Source organism: Candidatus Methylomirabilota bacterium (genome assembly GCA_035709005.1).
Classification (GTDB): Bacteria; Methylomirabilota; Methylomirabilia; order Rokubacteriales; family CSP1-6; genus 40CM-4-69-5.
In genome coordinates this window covers 15,477-35,823 of sequence record DASTFB010000132.1, presented here as the reverse complement: position 1 = coordinate 35,823, position 20,347 = coordinate 15,477, and the positions used below count along the sequence as shown (strand labels likewise).

Sequence of the window (20,347 nt, the reverse complement as noted above, 5' to 3'; positions counted from 1 at the left end):
TGAACCTCAGCCCAGTCGCCGCAGATCGAAGCGGCCGCGGGTGGCCAGCAGGGGGGCCCAGAGGTCCCCGAGTCGGGCCAGCCGCGGCCGCACGTTGTCCAGGCGGAAATCCTCCGTGCGGACGCCCGCGGCGAGCTCGTCCCAGGTGACGGGCGTCGACACGCAGGCGCGTGGGTGCGGTCGTACCGAGTAGATGGAGGCCAGCGTACGCCCCCAGGCGTTCTGGTTGTAATCCACGAGCACCCGACCGGGCGGGCGCCGGGCCACCCGATACTCGGCGGTCATGAGCATCGGGTGGCGGCTGGCCAGCTCCAGGGCCAGCGCCTTGGCCACCGCCCACACCTCCTTCTGCAGGGGCCCGCGGACGATCGGCACGTAGACGTGCAGGCCCTTGGATCCCGTGGTCTTGACGTAGCTCGGCATCCGGAGCGAGTCCAGCGCCTGGCGGAGGATCAGAGCGGTCTCGATGACCTGCGGGAAGGAGGCGGTGCCGGGGTCGAGGTCGAAGTGCAGCCAGTCCGGTCGGTCCACGTCGTCGCAGCGGGCGTACCACTGATTGAGATCGATGCAGCCCAGGTTGACGACCCAGAGCAGCGCCGGCAGATCCTGGATGAGCGGGAAGTCGATGACGTTGCCGGAGGCATGGGCGATGCTGCACGTCTCGATCCACTCCGGCCGGGGCACCGGCGCCCGCTTCATGAAGAACGAGGGCCCCTGGGCGCCGTCGGGATAGCGGCGCATGACCATGGCCCGGTCGCGCACGTGGGGCAGTAGGAGCGGCGCGACATCCGCGTAGTACTGCAGCAGGTCGCCCTTGGTGATCCCGAGCTGCGGCCAGAACGGCTTGCCCAGGTTGGTGAGCTGGACCTGACGCTGCCCGACCGTGAGCACGACGCTGGCGCGGGCGCGCGGGATCGTCACCCGCGGGACCGGACCCCGCCGGCGGCGGGGCCCGCCCGTGCGACGCGCGGGATGATGGCCGCGCGTGGCCGCTCGGCTCATGGCGACGCCGCCCGTGGGCCTCGCCCGAGCGGCGACAGTCGGGGCGGCCTCGGCCCGTGAACGACGGCCCCGATCACGGAACCGTACTCGAGCTCACGCCCGGCGGCCACGCAGCGGAGCATGCGGCCGCCGCGGCTCATGTCGCCCCGCCCCACGAAATCGAGCGGGAACCGGAGCCGGTCTCCGAACACGGCCCCGAGGACGTCCACGTACTTCGGTGAGGCCACGCTGCCCAGCAGCACGACCTCACAGTGTGGTCCGATCCGCTCGCGGACCCGACGGGCCGCGGCCACCAGGGGCCGCCGAAAGCGCGGGTCGCCGGGATCCACGTCGACGCGGGCGAACGCCTGGAGCGTCCGCAAGGTGACCGCCGCTGACGGTCGGTAGAGCCCGGACCCCGGCGTGATGACGAACACGCCCTCGCCCGTGAGGGCACAGGTGGGATCGGGGGCCGCCGCGAAGGCCCGGGCGTAGGCGAGCTTGCCCCGGAAGTAGAGCCCGCTCAGGAAGCTGAACACTTCGCCGAGCGAGGCTCCGTCATCCTGACGGAGCCTGCGGGCCAGATCGAAGCTCGCTGCCTCGCGCATCACCATCCGAGCCCTGATGCCCGAGCAGTTCGCCGGCGAGAGCAGGAAGATGCGCGCCATGCCACGAACCCCGGAAGCATTCTAATATGGGGCCGAAGATGTGCCCGGACCGATCCTTGCTCGCCGGCAAGCCGCGAGTGCTCAGCCTGGGGCTGCCCCTCTTCGCCGCGGAGCTGGAGCGGCTCGGCGTGGCCGTGGCTCATCTGGACTGGCGGCCGCCGGCCGGCGCGGAGCCCAGGCTTGCCGCCGCGCTGGACCGGCTGCAGGAGCGGCGGCAGCTCATCGAGCCGGCGAATGCCGAGGCGTTCGAGCGCCTGGTCAACGGCGAGCCGGTGCTGGTCGACTGTCGTCCAGCCTGGGAGGCCCTCGGGCTGCCACCCCGAACGATCCTCCACGCCGGACCGCCGATCCCGTGGGCGCGTATGTGCGAGCCGATGCGTGCCGCGGTGCTGTGCGCCATCCGTTACGAGGGCTGGGCCGCGAACGACGACGTGGCCGCAGCGATGGTGGAGCGCGGCGACGCCATCCTGGCGCCCTGCCACCACCATGGCGCCGTCGGCCCGATGACCGGTATCATCACCGCGTCCATGCCGGTCTTCGTGGTGACGAACCAGCGGTATGGCAACCGGGCGCACGCGGCCATCAACGAAGGTCTGGGCAAGGTGCTGCGGTTCGGCGCCAACGACGACAGCGTGATCGCCAGGCTGCGCTGGCTGGCGAGCGAGACGGGACCGCTCCTCGGCGCCGCACTGCGCGCCGCTGGAGGCCTGCCGCTCCGGCCGCTCATGGCCCAGGCGCTGCGCATGGGCGACGAGATGCACCAGCGCAACGTCGCCGCCTCGTCGCTGCTCGCCCGGGCCTTGATGCCGCACGCGGCGCGCGCGGGAGGCCGGCACGGCGCCGTGGCCAGGTTCGCCGAGTTCCTCGCCGGCAACGATCAGTTTTTCCTCAACCTGGCCATGGCGGCCGCCAAGGCGATGGCGGATCCCGCCGGCAACGTGCCCCACAGCACGCTGGTCACGGCCATGGCCCGCAACGGCACGGAGTTCGGCATCCGGGTGTCCGGACTGGGGGAGCGGTGGTTTACCGCGCCCGTGGCCAACCCCGTGGGCCTCTACTTCCCGCGGTTCTCCGCAGCCGATGCCAACCCCGACATGGGCGACAGTGCCATCGTGGAGACGATCGGGTTGGGCGGCGGCGCCATGGCGGCCTCGCCGGCTGCCGCTCGCTTCGTGGGCGCCGGGGGCATCGCCGAGGCGGTAGCCGCCACCGAGGAGATCGCCGAGATCTGCGTCGGTGAGCATCCCCACTTCCGAATCGCCCTGCTCGACGAGCGCGGGGCCCCCGCCGGGATCGACGTGCGACTCGTCGTGGAGACGGGAATCACCCCGCTCATCAACACCGGCATCGCCGGACGGCGCGCCGGGACGGGCCAGGTGGGCGCGGGTGTCGTGCGAGCGCCGCTGGCCTGTTTCGAGCAAGCCCTGGTCGCGCTGGCCGAGGAGCCGGAGTCCGCGTCAAGTCCGTGAGCCTGATCGTCGTCGCCATCGGTGGCAACGCCCTGCGAACGGAGGATAGCGTCGGGGCTCCCTCGGAATGGTTCGCCGCGCTCGCCGACTCGCTGCCTCCGGTCGTCGACCTCATCGCGGCCGGCCACCGCGTGGTCCTCACGCACGGCAACGGGCCCCAGGTCGGTGAGGAATTACTGCGGATGGAGATCGCCCGGCCCGTGATGCCCGCGTTGACCCTCGACCTCTGCGTGGCCGAGACCCAGGGCAGCCTGGGCTACGCCATCCAGCAAGTTCTGGGCAACCTGCTCCAACGCCGTGGGCGGCCGCGACAGGTGGCCTCAATGGTGACCCAGGTCGTGGTCGATACCGGCGATCCGGCGTTCCAGGCGCCGAGCAAGCCGATCGGCCCCTTCTACAAGCGAGCGGAGGCCCTGCGCCATGCCCGGGAGCTCGGTTGGACGGTCGTGGACGACAGCGGGCGCGGCTGGCGCCGGGTCGTGCCCTCACCCCGCCCGGTGCGCGTGGTGGAGGCGCCGCTCGTCCGAGCGCTCGTCGGGGCCGGGATCGTGCCGATCGCCGTCGGCGGAGGTGGCGTTCCCGTCGTCGAGACGCCGGCCGGATTGCGTGGCATCGAGGCCGTCGTGGAGAAGGATTTCGCGACCGCAGTGCTGGCGCGGGATCTCGGCGCCGAGCGCGTCTACTTCCTCACCGGCGTCGATCGCGTTGCCGTGGGCTGGGGCACACCGGCCCAGCGCTACCTCCACCGCCTCACCGTCGCCGAGGCGCGTCGTCTCCTCGCGGCCGGCGAGTTCCCCCCCGGAAGCATGGGGCCCAAGGTAGAGGCGGCCGTGCAGTTCGTGGAAGCCGGAGGAGCCCTGGCCGTGATCACGTCCCTCGACCAGGTTGCCCAGGCCGATCGAGGCGTGGCCGGCACCGTCATCTCCAGGGACGACGCCTGACGCCCGGGCATCCGCCGCGCCCTGGCGCGCGGATGCGTCATTCGCACTACGCCGGCGATTATCCCCGGGGGTTTTTCCGCATGGCCGGCCGTGAGCCATCTGCTAGATTCAAAACACATCGTGACGATCCCAGTGCCCTGACCACGAGGGATGCTCCAGCCCGACAGCAGCCCCGTGCCCCGCCTTCGTTCGAGCCTGAAACTCAAGCTCGGCCTCCTCATCACCGGCCTCCTGGTGACCGCGGTGGTGCTCCTCAGCAGCGTCCTGCTCTACAGCGCCGAGCGCAGCCTGCTCGGGGAGACCACCAAGCGGGGCCACACGATCGCCCAGCATCTGGCCAACGCGGCCCGTAATCCCCTGCTGACCAAGGACGAGCTCACCCTCAATCTGCTGGTGAAGGAGGCCATGAAGGACGGCGACCTGGTGTACGTGGTCATCACCGACCACCAGGGCAAGGTCGTGGCCCATACCGACGTCGACCAGCTTGGGCGCGGATTCGAGCGGGCCGCCGGCCTGGCGGCGCTCGGCCCCGAGCCCGTGGTGCAATCGTACCGATCGGCCGAGCGGGGACGGATCCTCGATTTCGCCATTCCGCTCACGTTCCGTCGTGTCAACGTCGGCGCCGTCTACGTGGGCATCAGCCAGAAGTCGGTCGACGATGCCATCAGTCAGGCCCGCAACCGGCTCCTCGGACTCAGCTTCGCCATCGTGGTGATCGGCCTGGCCGGTTCGCTGGCGCTGGCCACGCTGCTGACGCGTCCCATCCTGCGCCTGGTCGAAGGCACCCGCCGCATCACGGCCGGGGACTTCACCGTGAACCTGGCCGTGTCCTCCCGTGACGAGATCGGCGTCCTCACCGAGGCCTTCAACACCATGGCCACCCATCTCGGCGAGAAGGAGATGATCAAGCAGGCCCTGGCCCGTTACGTCGACCGCGACGTGGCGGACGAGCTCCTCAAGGACCCCGGCCAGCTCGTCCTGGAGGGCGAACGCCGCGAGGTGACCGTGCTCTTCTGCGACCTGCGGGGGTTCACCCCTCTCTCCGAGCGCCTCGCTCCGGAAGAGGTGGTGCTGCTGCTCAACCAGTTCTACGACCTCATGATCGAGGCCACCTTCCGGAACCAGGGGTCGATCGACAAGTTCCTCGGCGACGCCGTCATGGCGGTCTTCGGGGCGCCCATCGCCCACCCCAATCACGCCCTGCGCGCCGTGCGCACGGCGCTGGCCATGCGGGAGGGCATCGAGCTGCTGAGCCGGCGGCGGATTCGGCGCGGCGGCGAGCCGCTGACGGTGGGCATCGGGGTCAGCACCGGCGAAACGGTGGCCGGCACCGTGGGCACCGACGATCGCATGGAGTACACGGTCGTCGGCGACAGCGTCAACGTCGCTGCCCGTCTGGAGTCCATTGCCAAGCCCATGCAGATCCTGATCTCCGCGCGCACCTGGCGTGAGGTGAAGGACGCCGTGAAGGCTCGCCCGCTCGGGGGCGTTCGGGTGCGGGGCAAGGAAGAGGAAATCGAGGCGCACGAGGTGCTGCAGCTCAGATGAGGCCGCCCACCAGCCTGCCCGCCCTCGGCGCCGCGGCCCTCATGCTGGCCGCCTGTGCCACGCCGACCGGCCTTGCCAAGAGCGTGCTGCGCGGCGATATCTTCGAGTCGGATTCCTACATCGTGGCCTTCGCCCGGCCCGGTGACGACGCCCGCCGCCTGGCCGCGCGGTTTCTCGGCGACGCCACCCGAGCCTGGATGATCGAGGAGTACAACGGGCGCCGGACCTTCGCCTGGGGCCAGAAAGTGGTCATCCCCAAGCACCCTCGGAACCCGGCCGGCGTCTACGCCACCGGGTATCAGCTGGTTCCCGTGCTCGTCTACCACCACATCGGCCCCCGGGCGCAGGGCCGTCTGGGCCTCGCCGCCAGCACGTTCAGGCAGCAGATGCGATACCTCAAGGCCCACGGCTACCGCACCGTCAGCCTGGAGCACCTGATCGAGTTCACGCAGCTGCGTCGGCAATTGCCCCGCCGCAGCGTGGCCCTGACCTTCGACGACGGCTACAAGTCGTTTCTCGGGTACGCCTACCCGGTCCTCAAGGAGCTTGGCTTCACCGCGACGCTGTTCGTCTACACCGATTACGTCGGTGTCGGCCGCAACGCGCTGAGCTGGGACGATCTACGGCGCCTGGCCGACGAAGGGTTCGGGCTCGGCGCGCACTCCAAGACCCACAGCGAGTTGCGCCGACGCTCGAGCGAGTCGCCCCAGGCGTACGCGCGGCGGATTCACACCGAGCTCACCGCACCCCGCGACCTGTTCCAGGCCCGCCTGGGACGTACCCCCCGGGCCCTCGCGTACCCCTACGGTGCGCACGACGACGAGGTGATCAGGAAGGTCAGGGATGACGGCTACGTGGCGGCGCTCTCGGTCCGCCGCGAGGGCAATCCGTCCTTCGTGCACCCGCTGCGGATCCGGCGCAGTCAGATCTTCGCCGACATGACGCTCGAGGAATTCGCCCGCAACCTGACCGTCTTCCATGCGGAGCCGCTGGTCCGGTGAAGCACGGGCTGGCCCTGGTCGCAGTGACGCTGTGCCTGGCACTGCCGGGCTGCGCCACGGCCCCGCCGGCGTCAGTGGGGCGCCTGGCCGCCGAGCACCAGCAGCGGGCGCTGACGTACGAGCGCCGCGGCGATCTGCGCTCGGCGCTCGAGGAGTGGAAGATCGCGCTCACCATCGCCCCCGACAGCGTGGCGGCGCGCGCCGGACACGCCCGGCTGCGACGTCTGCTGCAGAGCGCTGTGGCGCGCCGCATTCGCCTGGGCCGGCAAGCGCTCAATCAGGGCCATCACGCCCAGGCGCGCCGCCATCTGCTGGCGGCGCTCGCCTTCGATCCGACCAACGCCGCCGCGTTCAAGGTCCTCCGCGAAGTCCCCGAACTCCACTTCACGACCCACCTGGTGGGCAACGGGGAGAGCCTCGGCGCCATCGCCGAGCGGTACTACGGCGATCGCACGCTCGCCGAAGTGATCTGGGAGGCCAATGGACTGCCGCCCCGGACGAAGCTGAAAGCCGGGATGCGTCTCCGGATCCCGGAGGTGGCGGGTCTGACGAGCCGTATGGCGCGACCCCGCAAGGTCGCCCTGCCCCCCGGGCGTGAGAGCGGGGCCGAGGAGCCCATGCTGGAGAGCAACCCGCTCGTGATCGACGCCCGCGAGGCCCTCGACCGGCAGGAGTACGCGGCCGCCCTGGCCGCCGTCGACCGTCTGCTCGAAGGCCAGCCCGACGACACCGAGTGGCTCGATCTCAAGAAGTCGATCCTCTACCGGCAGGGCAAGGCCGATCTGGCCAATGGCCTGTACGACGACGCCCACCGCGCGCTGGCTCAGCTGGTCCGGCTCGATCCCGCCTACCGGGACGGCGCGGGTCTGCTCAGCGAGGCCCGCAGCCACGCCATCCAACTGCACTACCACGAAGGCATCCGCCTGTCCCGCGAAGAGCAGCTGGAGGCGGCCATCGCGCACTGGCATGCGGTGCTGGAGCACGATCCCCGGCACGCCGAGGCCCGGCGCAATATCGAGCAGGCCGAGCGCATCCTGCGCGCCCTGGAGGAGGCCGCCAGGCCGTAGCCCGCATGCCTGCGGCCGAAACGACTGCGAGGCCCGAGGCCGGCGTGAGAAGATCCGCCGTACCGTGAGCGACGCGCTGCTGCGTGGCTGCCGGCTGTCCGACCGGGAAGGCCTGGTCGACATCGTTGTTCGGGAGGGCCGCATCGCGGCCCTCGCCCGGCACGAGCCGTCGGCCGGCCATGCTGCGGAGGCCATCGAGGTGGGCGGCCGGCTGGTGACGCCGGGCCTCGTCGAAGCCCACATTCACCTCGACAAGGCCTTCCTGTCCGAGCGCATCACCGCCCCCACCTCGTCGGTCCGAGAGGCCATCCGCCTGGTCGGCGACGCCAAGCGGGCGTTCACGGCCGAGGACATCTGCGCCCGCGCTCGCCGCGTTCTCGATCTGGCCGTGGCCGCGGGGACCACGGCCATGCGGGCCCACGTCGAGGTCGATCCCGTCGTGGGACTCACGGGCATGGAGGCCATGCTGACCTTGAAGACCGAGTACGCGCCGGCCCTGGATCTACAGCTCTGCGCCTTCGCCCAGGAGGGTATTCTCCAATCGCCGGGCACCGAGGCCCTGCTCGGCCGGGCGCTGCAGATGGGTGCGGACCTGGTGGGCGGCTGTCCCTACAACGACACCGACCCGCTCGCCCACATCGACATCATCTTCCGGCTGGCCCGCACCTTCGGGGTCGACGTCGATTTCCACGTGGACTTCTTCGACGAGCCCGACCACCTGCACGTGCGGGAGATCATCGAGCGCACGCGGCGAAACGGCTGGCAGGGGCGCGTGGCCGTCGGCCACCTCACCGAGCTGGCCGCCCTGCCCATCGTCCGGCAGGACGAGATCATCGCGGGCCTGCGTGACGCCGAGATCGGCGTGATCTGCCTGCCCGCCACCGATCTCTACCTCATGGGCCGCAGCGACGAGGTCAGCCCGCGGCGCGGTCTCACGCCGGTGCGGCGGTTACTGGCCGCCGGAGTGCCGGTGGCCCTGGCCTCGAACAACATCCGTAACCCTTTCACGACGATCGGCACGGCGGATCTCTGCCACATGGCCTTTCTGGCGGCGGTGGCCGCCCACATGGGAACGCCCGAGGACCTGCGTCGGCTCGTGGCGGCGCTGACGATCCACCCCGCCCGCATCCTGAAGCTTCCCCGTTACGGCCTGGTCCCCGGCGCCGCCGCCGACCTGGTCGTATGGGACTGCGCGAGCGTCGAGGAGGTGGTGGCCACCCTGCCCGGCCGCGTGCTCGTCATGCGGCGAGGACGGGTAAGCATCGAGCACGAGCGCCGCGTGCATGAGCGCTGGCGTGCGGGCCCTCCTGAGCCCCACCCGTAGGGGGAGGCGGTTGACAACGGGTCAACATTCTGTGTAGAGTGCTCCCGACGACGAACGAACCTGAACTCCTTTAAGCGGGCCCTGTGAGGCCAGCAAGGAGCGAGCATGACGAGCCCGCCACAGCGGTTCAGAGAGAAGGCCCAGGTCCTCGACGAGCACGGGCTCGACCGGGCCCTGACGCGCATCGCCCACGAGATCCTGGAGCGCAACGATGGCGCCGACGATCTGGCCTTCGTCGGCCTCCGAACCCGCGGCGTGACCCTGGCCCAGCGCCTGGCCGGCAAGATCGCCCGCATCGACGGGGTTCAGCTTCCGGTGGGCACGCTCGACATCGCGCTCTACCGAGACGATCTCGGCCTGCGGACGGCCCCCGTTGTGCGGGGCACTGAAGTGCCTTTCCCCATGAAGGACAAGATTGTCGTCCTCGTGGACGACGTGCTCTTCACCGGCCGCACCATCCGGGCGGCCCTCGACGCGATGATCGACCTGGGGCGCCCCAAGATGGTCCAGCTCGCCGTGCTGATCGACCGCGGCCACCGCGAGTTGCCCATCCGCCCCGATTTCGTCGGCAAGAACCTGCCCACCTCGCGGCGGGAAAGCGTGGCGGTCCGGCTGCGCGAGCACGACGGCGAGGACCGCGTGCTCATCGAGGAGCCAGAGGAGGCCTGAGGATGCCCTGGACGCGCAAGGATCTCCTGACGATCCAGGCCCTGGAGACCGGCGAGATCATGCTGCTCATCGACACGGCCGCCTCGTTGCAGGAGATCGCTTCCCGGGAGATCAAGAAGGTGCCCGCGCTGCGCGGCAAGACCGTGGTCAACCTGTTCTACGAGCCGTCCACCCGCACCCGCACCTCGTTCGAGATCGCCGGCAAGTGGCTCTCCGCCGACGTCGTCAACTTCACCGCGAGCGCCTCCAGCGTCGCCAAGGGCGAGTCGATGCTGGACACCGCCAAGAACATCGCGGCCATGAGCCCGGACGTGGTCGTCGTCCGACACTCGTCCGCGGGCGCCGCCGAGCTGCTGGCCCGCGAGTTGCGCTGCGCCATCGTCAACGCCGGGGACGGCGCCCACGAGCACCCCACGCAGGCCTTGCTCGATCTGCTGACCATCCGGGAAAAGAAACAGCACTTCGAGGGCCTCCACGCGGCGATCGTCGGCGACATCGCGCACAGCCGGGTCGCCCGCTCGAACATCCACGGCATGCGCAAGCTCGGCATGACGGTCACCGTGGCCGGCCCTCCCACGTTGATCCCCCCCTTCGTCCAGGAGCTGGGGGTCAAGGTGAGCCACCGACTGGAGGACGCCATCAGGGACGTCGACGTCATCATGATGCTCCGGCTGCAGCAGGAGCGAATGACGGCCGGGCTGATCCCTTCCCTGCGTGAGTACTCGCGGTACTGGGGGCTCACCCTCGACAAGCTGCGGGCCCACGCCCGGCCGGATGTACTCATCATGCATCCCGGCCCCGTGAATCGAGGAATCGAGATCAGTCCGGAGGTCGCCGACGGGCCCTATTCCGTCATCCTCGACCAGGTCGCCAAGGGCGTGGCCGTGCGCATGGCGGTTCTCTACCTGCTCGCGGGCAGCCGCGGCGCGGAGGGGCAGGCGTGAGCTTGCTGATCCGGAACGCTCGCGTCATCGACCCCGCCAACGCGCTGGACACCGTCGCCGACGTGTTCATCGACGGCGGCGTCATCAAGCAAGTCGGTGCCCGTCTGGTCGTCGCCGAGGGTGCGGAGGTGATCGAGGCCGCCGGCAAGGTCGTCTGCCCCGGGTTCATCGACATCCACGCCCATCTCCGCGAGCCGGGCTACGAGTACAAGGAGACGGTGGCGACCGGCACCCGCGCGGCGGCAGCGGGCGGATTCACGGCCGTGTGCTGCATGGCCAACACCGACCCCGTCAACGACAACGGATCGATCACCGAGTACATCCTGGAGCGGGCGCGCGCCGAGGGGGCGGTACACGTCTATCCGATCGGCGCGGTCACTCGCGGCTTGCGGGGCGAGGAGCTGGCCGAGCTCGCCGAGCTGGCCGATGCCGGCTGCGTGGCCTTCTCGGACGACGGCCACTGCGTGATGAACGCGGCCCTCTACCGCCGGGCCATGGAGTACACCTTGCCCTTCGGCGCCCCGGTGATCAGCCACGCCGAGGACACGGCCCTGTCCCGGGGCGGCGCGATGAACGAAGGCGTCGTCTCGACGGAACTCGGGCTGCCCGGTGCGCCCGCCGCGGCCGAGGAGGTCATGGTCGCCCGCGACATCGCCCTGGCCGAGTTGACGGGGGCCCACGTCCACATCGCTCATGTGTCGACGGCCGGCGCCGGCCGGCTGGTCCGGGACGCCAAGGCCCGGGGCGTGCGCGTGACCGCCGAGGTCACCCCGCACCACCTGGTCCTCACCGAGGAGGCGGTGCGCTCGTTCGACCCCAACACCAAGATGAACCCACCGCTGAGGAGCAAGCGCGACACCGAGAGCCTGCTGGAAGCCCTGGTCGACGGGACCATCGACTGCATCGCCACCGACCACGCTCCCCACGCTTTGAGCGAGAAGGAGGGGGAATACGACCGCGCCGCGTTCGGCGTGGTTGGCCTGGAGACCGCAGTCGCGGTGCTGCTCGACCGGCTGGTCCGCCCCGGGCTCCTGCCACTCCCGACGCTGGTCGCCCGCCTGTCCCGGGACCCCGCGCGCCTGCTCAATCTGCCCGGGGGTACGCTGTCGCCGGGAGCACGGGCGGACATCACGATCCTCGACCTCGAGCGGGAACTCACCGTGGAGCCCTCGCGGTTTCAGTCTCGAAGCCGGAACACGCCGTTCACCGGCTGGCGGCTTCGCGGAGGGCCCTGGATGACGATCGTGAGCGGAACGCGGGTGGCGCCGTGACGGCCGCTGTCCTGGTTCTGCGGGATGGCAGGGTGTTCCGGGGGCAGGCGCTGGCATCCACGGGCGAGGCGTGGGGGGAAGTCATCTTCAACACCGCCATGGCGGGCTACCAGGAGATCCTCACCGACCCGTCGTACTGCGGACAGATCGTGGCCATGACGTACCCGCTGATCGGCAACTACGGCGTGAACGCCGCGGACGTGGAGTCACGGCGCCCCTGGGTCAACGGGTTCGTGGTGAAGGAGGCGTCGGCCGAGCCGTCCAGCTGGCGAGCCGAGGTGTCCCTGGAGGCCTATCTCCGCGCCCACGGCATCGTCGGCATCCAGGGGATCGACACGCGAGCGCTCACCCGTCACCTGCGCGATCACGGGGCGCAGGACGGCATCATCGCGTCGGGAGACTTCGACGAGGCTCGTCTGCGGGAACGGGCCCGGTCGGTGCCGGGCCTCGTCGGGCGCGATCTGGTCCGGGAGGTCACGAGCGCCGCCCCCTTCGCCTGGCGTGAAGGCCGCTGGGATCGGGGCCGCGGCTATCTGCCCCCGGCCCCGAGCCGCTGCCGGGTGGTGGCGTATGACGCCGGAATCAAGCTGAACATCCTGCGTCAGCTGACCAGCGTGGGTTGCGAGGTGACCGTCGTTCCGGCGGCCACGCCGGCCGCCGCGGTGCTCGAACGCAAGCCCGACGGGGTGTTCCTGTCCAACGGGCCGGGCGATCCCGAGGCGGTGCCGTACCTCGTCGACTCCATCCGCGCCTTGCTCGGTCGCGTGCCGATCTTCGGCATCTGCCTGGGCCACCAGATTCTGGGCCTCGCCGCCGGCGGACGGACCTACAAGCTGCCCTTTGGCCACCACGGCGCCAACCACCCGGTCAAGGAGCTGGCCACCGGAAAGGTCGAGATCACCGCGCAGAATCACGGGTTCGCCGTGGAGCCAGCGTCCGTGGAACGTGCCGGGTGGATCGCCACTCACGTCAACCTGAACGACGGGACGTGCGAGGGGCTCCGCCACCGCGAGTGGCCGGTGTTCTCCGTGCAGTATCATCCGGAGGCGTCACCGGGGCCGCATGACGCCAACCACCTCTTCCAGCGCTTTGCGGACATGATGGTTCAGAAGGGAGGGTGAATCTCGCCATGCCGCTCTACCTGATCTCCTACCGGAAGACGGAGGGAACGGGACAGAAGCCCGAGTGGGCCTCCTTCACCACCAGGAGTGAGACGGCGCTGGAGTCCCACGCCATCCGCCAGCGGGTGGAGAAGCGCATGAGCGTGCTCGGCGAGCAGCTGTGGGGCAACGGCGAGGTGGCCTTCACCGGCAGCGGCCGCCTCGACGACGTGCTCTACCGGCGTGAAGAGGCCGTGCCGGAGGTCTCGATCGTCTACGGATTGGTCGAGGAGTAGTGCCCAGGCGGACAGACCTCCGCAAGATCCTGCTGATCGGCTCCGGCCCGATCGTCATCGGCCAGGCCTGCGAGTTCGATTACTCCGGCACCCAGGCCTGCAAGGCCCTGCGCGAGGAAGGCTTCGAGGTGGTGCTGGTCAACTCCAACCCCGCCACCATCATGACCGATCCCGAGCTGGCCCAGCGCACCTACGTCGAGCCCCTGACCTCGGAGTATCTGGCCGCCATCATCGCCCGGGAGCGCCCGCAGGCCCTGCTCCCGACCCTCGGCGGCCAGACCGGCCTCAACCTCGCCGTCGCGCTCGCCGAGGACGGCACGCTGGCCCGGTTCGGGGTGGAGCTCATCGGCGCCAAGCTCGAGGCGATCCGCAAGGCCGAAGACCGCGACCTCTTCAAGCAAGCCATGCAGCGCATCGGTCTGAGCCTGCCCCGCTCCCGCCAGGTCCGGTCGCTGGACGAGGCTCGGGACGTCGTCCGCCAGATCGGCTACCCGGTCATCATCCGTCCCTCCTTCACCCTGGGCGGCAGCGGGGGCTCCATCGCCTACAACCCCGAGGAGCTCGAGGACGCGGTGCGCTGGGCCCTGCAGCTCTCCCCGGTGGGCGCGACCCTGGTCGAGGAATCGGTCATCGGCTGGAAAGAGTTCGAGCTCGAGGTCATGCGCGATCTGGCCGACAACGTCGTGATCATTTGCTCGATCGAGAACGTCGATCCGATGGGGATCCACACCGGCGATTCCATCACCGTGGCGCCGGCGCAGACCTTGACCGACAAGGAATACCAGGGCATGCGCGATGCCGCGATCGCCATCATTCGCGAGATCGGCGTCGAGACCGGCGGCTCCAACATCCAGTTCGCCGTCCATCCGGGCGACGGCCGCCTCGTCGTCATCGAGATGAACCCCCGGGTCAGCCGCTCCTCGGCGCTGGCCTCCAAGGCCACCGGCTTCCCCATCGCCAAGATCGCCGCCAAGCTCGCCGTCGGCTACACCCTCGATGAGCTCCGCAACGACATCACCCGCCTCACCCCAGCCTGCTTCGAGCCCGTGCTGGACTACTGCGTGGTCAAGGTCCCGCGCTGGGCGTTCGAGAAGTTTCCGGAAGCGGACCCCGTCCTCACCACCCAGATGAAGTCCGTGGGTGAGGTCATGGCTATCGGCCGCACGTTCAAGGAGGCCCTGCACAAGGCCGTGCGCTCCCTGGAACAGGACCGCTGGGGCCTCACCCTGGACCGCCCCGTCGGTCACGATGAGCTGCGCCGGCTCCTGAGCGTTCCCACCCCCGAGCGCCTGTTCGCCATCGGCGACGCCTACCGCGCCGGTTGGTCCAGCGTGGAGATCCACCGGCTGACCCAGATCGATCCCTGGTTCCTCGACCAGATCCGCCAGGTCGTCGCCTTCGAGGCTGAGCTCTCGCCCGCGGCGCTGCGCGACCCCGCCGTGCTGCGGCGGGCCAAGCAGCTGGGCTTCGCCGACCGGCGCCTGGCCACCCTGACCGGCTGCAGTGAGGCCGACGTGCGCGCCCAGCGCCTGGCCTACGGCATCCGCGCCACCTTCAAGACCGTGGACACCTGCGCCGCCGAGTTCGAGGCCTACACGCCATACCTCTACTCCACCTACGAGGACGAGGACGAGGCGCCGCCCACCGACCGCCCCAAGGTCGTCATCCTCGGCTCCGGCCCCAACCGGATCGGCCAGGGCATCGAGTTCGACTACTGCTGCGTCCACGCCGCCTTCGCCCTGCGCGAGCTCGGCGTGGAAGCCATCATGGTCAACTGCAACCCGGAGACCGTCTCCACCGACTACGACACCTCCGATCGCCTCTACTTCGAGCCGCTCACCCTCGAAGACGTCCTCAACGTCGTCGACAAGGAGCGCCCGCTGGGGGTCATCGTCCAGTTCGGCGGCCAGACTCCGCTCAAGCTGGCCGTCCCCCTGCAGCGGGCCGGCGTGCCCATCCTCGGCACCGCCCCCGACGCCATCGATCGCGCCGAGGACCGCCAGCGCTTCAGCGCCCTCCTCACCGACCTGGGCCTCATCCAGGCCGCCGGGGCCACCGCCCGCTCCCTGGCCGAGGCGCAGAGCATCGCCGTCCAGATCGGCTATCCCGTGCTGGTGCGCCCGTCCTACGTGCTGGGAGGACGGGCCATGCGCCTGGTGCACGACGACGAGGATCTGCAGGCCTTCGTGTCCGAGGCCGTGTCCGTGTCCCCCGAACATCCGGTCCTCATCGACAAGTTCCTCGAGGATGCCATCGAGGTCGACGTGGACGCCGTCGCCGACGGGCAGCAGCACGTCGTGGTCGGGGGTGTCATGGAGCACATCGAGAAGGCGGGGATCCACTCGGGTGACGCCGCCTGCGCCCTGCCCCCCTACTCCCTGGACGACAACCAGGTGCGGGTTGTGCGCGACCAGGCCAAGGCTCTGGCTCGGGCCCTGGGCGTCGTGGGGCTGCTCAATATCCAGTTCGCCGTCCGCAACGACGTCACCTACGTCCTGGAGGTCAATCCCCGCGCCTCGCGGACCGTGCCCTTCGTCTCCAAAGCCGTCGGCGTGCCGCTGGCCAAGGTCGCCACCCGCGCCTTGCTCGGCCATTCCATCGCCGACATCTCCTGGGTGGAAGAGCGCGATCCCGACCACATCGCCGTCAAGGAGGCCGTCTTCCCGTTCATCAAGTTCCCCGGCGTCGACGCCGTGCTCGGACCCGAAATGAAGTCCACCGGCGAGGTCATGGGCCTCGACGCCGATTTCCGCAAGGCCTACCTCAAGGCCCAGCTGGCGAGTGGCTCGGTGCTGCCCGCCTCGGGCAAGGTTTTCATCAGCGTCAAGAACCGGGACAAGCGCGTGGTGACCACGCTGGCCAAGCGGCTGGGCGAGATGGGATTCGGGCTGGTTGCCTCCGCGGGAACCGCGCGGGTCCTGGAGCGCCACGGCATGACCGTGGAGGTGATCCACAAGGTGGCCGAGGGCTACCGGCCGAACGTCATCGATCTCATGAAGCGGGGCGAGATCGCCCTGGTCTTCAACACACCGGAGGACGGCCGCGCGCGCAAGGACTCGGCGGCCATCCGCCGCACCGCCGTGAGTCAGCAGATCCCCTACTACCTGACGGTGGACGGCATCCAGGCCGCCATCGGGGCCATCGAGGCCCTCCTCAAGGGCGAGATCGGGGTGCGGAGCCTGCAGGAGTATCACGCCGGGGCTCTGCCCCGGTGACTCCTCGCTCGATCGATCCCAGCGAGCGCGTCCTGGTGGCGCTCGACGTGTCGACGCTCGCCGACGCCGCGGCCATGCTCGACCGGTTGCACGGGATCCTGAGCGGCTGCAAGATCGGCAACCAGCTCTTCACGGCCGCCGGGCCGGCGGCGATCGAGGCGGCCCGGAAGCGTGGGTACCGCGTCTTTCTCGACCTCAAATTCCACGACATCCCCAACACGGTGGCGGGGGCGGTGCGCGAGGCCACACGCCTGGGCGTCTTCATGCTGAACGTCCACGCCAGCGGCGGCTCGGCCATGCTGCGCGCGGCCGCCGAGGCCGCGACCGGCGCCGCCAAGGAGTTCGGCGTGCCGCGTCCTCTCTGCCTCGGTGTCACGGTGCTCACGAGCCTCGACCGGCGTGCGCTCGAGGCGGAGCTGGGCGTGAGTAGCACCGTGCCCGCGCAGGTCCTCCATCTCGCCCGGCTCTGCCGCCAGGCGGGGCTGGACGGCTGCGTCGCCTCACCACGCGAGATCGGGCTGCTCCGGCGCAACCTCGGGAGCGGCTGGGTGATCGTGACGCCGGGAATTCGCGGGGGCCCCGCGGCCAACGTCACGTCGGCGCTCGACCGGGGGCGGAGCGACGATCAGGTGAGAACGGCGACGGCGGCGGTGGCGATTCGCGCCGGCGCCGACTACCTCGTGGTGGGCCGCCCCATCACCAGCGCCCCCGACCCGGCCGCCGCCGCCCAAGCGCTCCTGGCCACGTGCGCGCCCGCATGACGGAACGCGAGACGCTGGCCCTCTACGAAAAGACGGGCGGTCTTCTCCGCGGTCACTTCCGCCTGACCTCGGGCCTGCATTCCGACCTGTATCTGCAGTCAGCGCTCGTGCTGCAGTATCCGGAGCTCGCCACCCGGCTGGGGCTGGCCCTGGCCGCCCCGTTCCGCGAGGCCGGTGTGGGGGCCGTGCTGGCGCCGGCCATCGGCGGCATCGTGGTGGCGCACGAGGTGGCCCGCGCGCTCGGCACCCGGGCCCTCTTCACCGAGCGCGTGGACGGCGTCATGAGCCTGCGTCGCGGGTTCTCGGTGAGCGCGGGCGAACGCTGTCTCGTCGTCGAGGACGTGATCACGACGGGCGGGTCCACGCGCGAGGTGGTCGCGTGCGTCGGCGCGCAGGGTGGCGTGGCCGTCGGCGTCGGGGCGCTCATCGACCGGAGCGGAGGCGCCGCCCGCTTCAGCGTTCCCCATCACGCGCTGGCGCGCGTGAGCGCCAGCACCTGGTCGGCGGAAAGCTGCCCGCTGTGCCGGACGGGCAGCCCGGCCGTCAAGCCGGGTAGCCGAAGCTGACGTCGCTCAATCGAGGCCGAGCTTCCGGAAGAACCGCTTGAGCGGGCTGTCGGTAGCGGTCGCCGTGGCCGGCGAAGGCTCGGGGACGCGCGGCATCATCGCGATCCGGATCTCGGATGTCTCGTGCGCCTGCACCTGCACCTGCCGGACTTCGACGCCATAGCGCGGGTGGGATACTCTGAGCTTGTAGTCTCCCTCCCGAAGGGCATGATGGACGCGCCCCTTGTCGCGCGCGCTGAGCGTCGTCAGCAGTGCATCACCCTCCGTGTAGACCTCCACGACGGCGCCGGCCACGGGCGTCTGCGAACGAGTCTGGTGCACGATGGCCAGGACCTCTCCCGGCGCCGGGGGCGTGCCGCCGTTCATCGAAGAGTACAGCGCCCCGCTGATCGAGACGAGCCCGGCCGTGATGCCGAGCACGGCCTGTACGCGAAACGGCGGCCGCTTCAGCCCGTGACCCGTGGGGGAGAGGGAATCGCGATCAGCGTCACGGTTCCCTTATAGCCGATGGCTCATCGATTTCGTGAGGTCATTGCCCGGCCGCGCGAGATGCCCCAGCCATTCCTCCACCTCCGCCTGCTCGCACGCAGCCAGCCCCCGGGCTCCGAACCGAACGGCCTCGTAGGCGGCGGTGATGCCGGCAAACCCCCCGGCCTGGGCCGGGGCGGTGTGGCCGACGCGGACGGCGAACTCCCGGGCCGTCTCGCCACGCTCAGGGCGCAAGCCCCGGCGGGCCAACACGCGAAGCGCTCGCCGGTAGAAGTCGGGCGCCCGCCGGCCCCGTGCGGCCGCCGGCCGGCGGCGCCAGGCCCACCAGGCGATCAGCCCCACCGCGGGGACCAGGGCCGGCCAGAGCCACGGTGACTGCCCCTGCGGCCAGTGGGCGCGCCAGTGCTTCCACGCGCCCGCCGCCTGGCGGACCGTCGCCGCGGCCGCCAGTTGGTCCTGGCCGCTCCAGTTCACGATGTAGCGTTGCCAGCGCAGGCGGAGGGCGTCCAGGAAGAGGCTGGCCCCGGCCCACGTCGCGGTCACGCGCTCGTCGCGGGGTGAGGGGTCGAAGGTCAGCCAGCCGGAGCCGGCGACGTAGGCCTCGACCCAGGCGTGGGCATCGGACATGCGAACCAGGAAATACTCGCCGTAGGGATTCCACTCACCGCGCTGGAACCCGGTCACCACCCGGGCCGGAATGCCGATCGAGCGCAGCATGACCGCCAGCGCGGAGGCGAAATACTCGCAGTTCCCGGCCCGACGGGCGAAGAGGAAATCCTCGAGCGGCTCCAGCGTGGTCGTGCGTTCCAGAGTAAGCGTGTACTTGAAATCCCGGCGGAGGTATTCCGTCAGAGCGCGAGCCGCAGCCGCCGGCCCCGTGCTGCCCCGGGTGATCTCGCGGGCCAGGGCGGTGATCCGCGGGGCCACGGGCGGGAGCTGCAGGAACCGGCCTTGCGCGGCCGAGCCGAGTCGTTCGAGCACCCGCCCGCCCACGACCGACTCCACCGTGTATTCCAGGCGGCTGGCGGCGTGCGGCAGGGACAGCGCGCCCATGTCGTCGACGAGAACGACCCCCGCCGGCGCGCGCACCCGCATGGCCCTGGGGACGGCGAACAAGGTGTCGGTGCCGATCGGTTCGAGAAAGACCTCCTGGGTCAGGAGGTGTCCGCGGCCAGGAATCCCGCCCGGCTCGACCTCACCGGCCGGTCGTCGCCCCAGCGGCGCTCGCCGTCGCCGCGAGAGGGTCCAGGCGTGGCCGTCGAAGTAGTCGAGGGCTACGCCCCGCCACCGGAGCTCACTCAGGAGATACGGAGGCATCTCGGCGTCGCCCACGCGGATTCGCATGGCCACGCTGCTGTCCGCCTCGAGCTCGCCGATGGCCCCCAGCTCAACCCGGTCGCTGAATCCGACGATCATCCGACGGCTGGGCGCGGTCAACGCCAGCGTCGCCTCGCCGATGCGCGGGATGACGAAGAACAACCCAAGCGTCACCAGCAACGACGCCGTCGCCGCCGTGAGGCCGAGGGTGAGCATGCCGCGGCCGGCGGGCAGCGCCCGCGCGACTCCCGGGCCGCCGCTTCGCTCGGCCTCGGCCAGCTCGTGGCCAAGGACCAGCAACATCGTGCCGGCCACCAGGAAGCCCACGAAGACGAGTGAGAACCAGACGCCGAGAGACACCGCCGCCGAGGCGACCGGCATGAAGAACGCCAGCAGCGCGGCATCGCGGTGCTCGCGAGACGTCCGGGCCGTGAGCAGCCGCAGCAGGACGAGGAGCACCAGGAACCGCACCAGCGCGTCGAACACCCGCCCGGCCAGGTAGAGCACATCCATCACGGCGAACGCGGCAACGGCGGCGGTGAGCAGCGAGTCCACCGACCCGGACCGACCGATGCGCGCCCGCAGCCAGCTCCCGCCGACGAGGGTGAGGCCGGCCAGCGCGATTCCCACCGGGCCGATGAGGTCGGCGACGCCGAGGGCCATGATGCCCAAGGCCACCACCAGGAACGCGGTGAGCCGGAGCGCCTGCTCAGCGGACAC

At 70.5% G+C, this 20,347-nt stretch carries 18 protein-coding genes; 14 read left to right on the top strand and 4 right to left on the bottom strand.

Features of this window, described 5'->3' with window-relative positions:
- Positions 1 to 6 precede the first annotated feature (6 nt).
- Positions 7 to 1,002 (bottom strand): non-homologous end-joining DNA ligase, encoded by a 996-nt coding sequence (ligD, locus tag VFR64_22045; GenBank protein ID HET9492414.1) that lies wholly within the window; start codon positions 1,000 to 1,002, stop codon positions 7 to 9.
- Entirely contained in the window at positions 999 to 1,649 is a 651-nt protein-coding gene (locus VFR64_22040) for a hypothetical protein (GenBank protein HET9492413.1), read from the bottom strand. The genes ligD and VFR64_22040 overlap by 4 nt, the downstream gene beginning before the upstream one ends.
- A gap of 26 nt (positions 1,650 to 1,675) precedes the next feature.
- Here VFR64_22040 and VFR64_22035 point away from each other — a divergent pair, with 26 nt between their 5' ends.
- The 14 genes from VFR64_22035 (at position 1,676) to pyrE (ending at position 17,821) form a co-directional block, all read left to right on the top strand.
- A complete protein-coding gene (locus tag VFR64_22035; GenBank protein ID HET9492412.1) occupies positions 1,676 to 3,118 on the top strand; it encodes a DUF1116 domain-containing protein in 1,443 nt (480 codons plus the stop codon).
- On the top strand, positions 3,115 to 4,059 hold the full coding sequence (locus VFR64_22030) for a carbamate kinase (GenBank protein ID HET9492411.1): 945 nt from the start codon (positions 3,115 to 3,117) through the stop codon (positions 4,057 to 4,059). The genes VFR64_22035 and VFR64_22030 overlap by 4 nt, the downstream gene beginning before the upstream one ends.
- A gap of 150 nt (positions 4,060 to 4,209) precedes the next feature.
- The gene (locus VFR64_22025; protein ID HET9492410.1) at positions 4,210 to 5,607 is read left to right on the top strand and encodes an adenylate/guanylate cyclase domain-containing protein; all 1,398 of its coding nucleotides are present in this window, start codon (positions 4,210 to 4,212) and stop codon (positions 5,605 to 5,607) included.
- On the top strand, positions 5,604 to 6,608 hold the full coding sequence (locus tag VFR64_22020; protein HET9492409.1) for a polysaccharide deacetylase family protein: 1,005 nt from the start codon (positions 5,604 to 5,606) through the stop codon (positions 6,606 to 6,608). The genes VFR64_22025 and VFR64_22020 overlap by 4 nt, the downstream gene beginning before the upstream one ends.
- Positions 6,605 to 7,675: a LysM peptidoglycan-binding domain-containing protein gene (locus tag VFR64_22015; GenBank protein ID HET9492408.1), complete on the top strand. Its 1,071-nt coding sequence runs from the start codon at positions 6,605 to 6,607 to the stop codon at positions 7,673 to 7,675. Before VFR64_22020 ends, VFR64_22015 begins: the two co-directional genes overlap by 4 nt.
- Before the next feature lie 64 nt (positions 7,676 to 7,739).
- The gene (locus VFR64_22010; GenBank protein HET9492407.1) at positions 7,740 to 8,999 is read left to right on the top strand and encodes an amidohydrolase family protein; all 1,260 of its coding nucleotides are present in this window, start codon (positions 7,740 to 7,742) and stop codon (positions 8,997 to 8,999) included.
- A 105-nt stretch (positions 9,000 to 9,104) separates the two neighbouring features.
- On the top strand, positions 9,105 to 9,668 hold the full coding sequence (pyrR, locus tag VFR64_22005) for a bifunctional pyr operon transcriptional regulator/uracil phosphoribosyltransferase PyrR (protein ID HET9492406.1): 564 nt from the start codon (positions 9,105 to 9,107) through the stop codon (positions 9,666 to 9,668).
- Between the two features lie 2 nt (positions 9,669 to 9,670).
- Positions 9,671 to 10,612, top strand: coding sequence for an aspartate carbamoyltransferase catalytic subunit (locus VFR64_22000; GenBank protein ID HET9492405.1), 942 nt, complete (start codon positions 9,671 to 9,673; stop codon positions 10,610 to 10,612).
- Positions 10,609 to 11,883 (top strand): dihydroorotase, encoded by a 1,275-nt coding sequence (locus VFR64_21995; protein HET9492404.1) that lies wholly within the window; start codon positions 10,609 to 10,611, stop codon positions 11,881 to 11,883. The genes VFR64_22000 and VFR64_21995 overlap by 4 nt, the downstream gene beginning before the upstream one ends.
- The gene (gene carA / locus VFR64_21990; protein ID HET9492403.1) at positions 11,880 to 13,004 is read left to right on the top strand and encodes a glutamine-hydrolyzing carbamoyl-phosphate synthase small subunit; all 1,125 of its coding nucleotides are present in this window, start codon (positions 11,880 to 11,882) and stop codon (positions 13,002 to 13,004) included. The genes VFR64_21995 and carA overlap by 4 nt, the downstream gene beginning before the upstream one ends.
- A complete protein-coding gene (locus VFR64_21985; protein HET9492402.1) occupies positions 13,001 to 13,279 on the top strand; it encodes a hypothetical protein in 279 nt (92 codons plus the stop codon). Before carA ends, VFR64_21985 begins: the two co-directional genes overlap by 4 nt.
- Positions 13,279 to 16,494, top strand: coding sequence for a carbamoyl-phosphate synthase large subunit (carB, locus tag VFR64_21980; protein ID HET9492401.1), 3,216 nt, complete (start codon positions 13,279 to 13,281; stop codon positions 16,492 to 16,494). The genes VFR64_21985 and carB overlap by 1 nt, the downstream gene beginning before the upstream one ends.
- Positions 16,491 to 17,255 (top strand): orotidine-5'-phosphate decarboxylase, encoded by a 765-nt coding sequence (gene pyrF / locus VFR64_21975; GenBank protein ID HET9492400.1) that lies wholly within the window; start codon positions 16,491 to 16,493, stop codon positions 17,253 to 17,255. Before carB ends, pyrF begins: the two co-directional genes overlap by 4 nt.
- Positions 17,252 to 17,821 carry an orotate phosphoribosyltransferase gene (gene pyrE / locus VFR64_21970; protein ID HET9492399.1) on the top strand — a complete coding sequence of 190 codons (570 nt, stop codon included), beginning with the start codon at positions 17,252 to 17,254 and terminating at the stop codon, positions 17,819 to 17,821. The genes pyrF and pyrE overlap by 4 nt, the downstream gene beginning before the upstream one ends.
- A 6-nt stretch (positions 17,822 to 17,827) precedes the next feature.
- On the opposite strand, the gene VFR64_21965 is transcribed toward pyrE, so the two are convergent.
- Positions 17,828 to 18,241, bottom strand: a complete 414-nt coding sequence (locus VFR64_21965) for a carboxypeptidase-like regulatory domain-containing protein (GenBank protein ID HET9492398.1) — start codon at positions 18,239 to 18,241, stop codon at positions 17,828 to 17,830.
- A 78-nt stretch (positions 18,242 to 18,319) separates the two neighbouring features.
- Positions 18,320 to 20,347 (bottom strand): DUF3488 and transglutaminase-like domain-containing protein, encoded by a 2,028-nt coding sequence (locus VFR64_21960; protein HET9492397.1) that lies wholly within the window; start codon positions 20,345 to 20,347, stop codon positions 18,320 to 18,322.

Bases quoted from the DNA above. Each gene is read 5' to 3' on its own strand.
- VFR64_22000 (HET9492405.1), top strand. From the start codon at position 9,671: ATGCCCTGGACGCGCAAGGATCTCCTGACGATCCAGGCCCTGGAGACC.
- VFR64_22035 (HET9492412.1), top strand. From the start codon at position 1,676: ATGGGGCCGAAGATGTGCCCGGACCGATCCTTGCTCGCCGGCAAGCCG.
- ligD (HET9492414.1), bottom strand. From the start codon at position 1,002: ATGAGCCGAGCGGCCACGCGCGGCCATCATCCCGCGCGTCGCACGGGC.
- VFR64_22020 (HET9492409.1), top strand. From the start codon at position 5,604: ATGAGGCCGCCCACCAGCCTGCCCGCCCTCGGCGCCGCGGCCCTCATG.
- pyrE (HET9492399.1), top strand. From the start codon at position 17,252: ATGACGGAACGCGAGACGCTGGCCCTCTACGAAAAGACGGGCGGTCTT.
- VFR64_22025 (HET9492410.1), top strand. From the start codon at position 4,210: ATGCTCCAGCCCGACAGCAGCCCCGTGCCCCGCCTTCGTTCGAGCCTG.
- VFR64_22040 (HET9492413.1), bottom strand. From the start codon at position 1,649: ATGGCGCGCATCTTCCTGCTCTCGCCGGCGAACTGCTCGGGCATCAGG.
- pyrR (HET9492406.1), top strand. From the start codon at position 9,105: ATGACGAGCCCGCCACAGCGGTTCAGAGAGAAGGCCCAGGTCCTCGAC.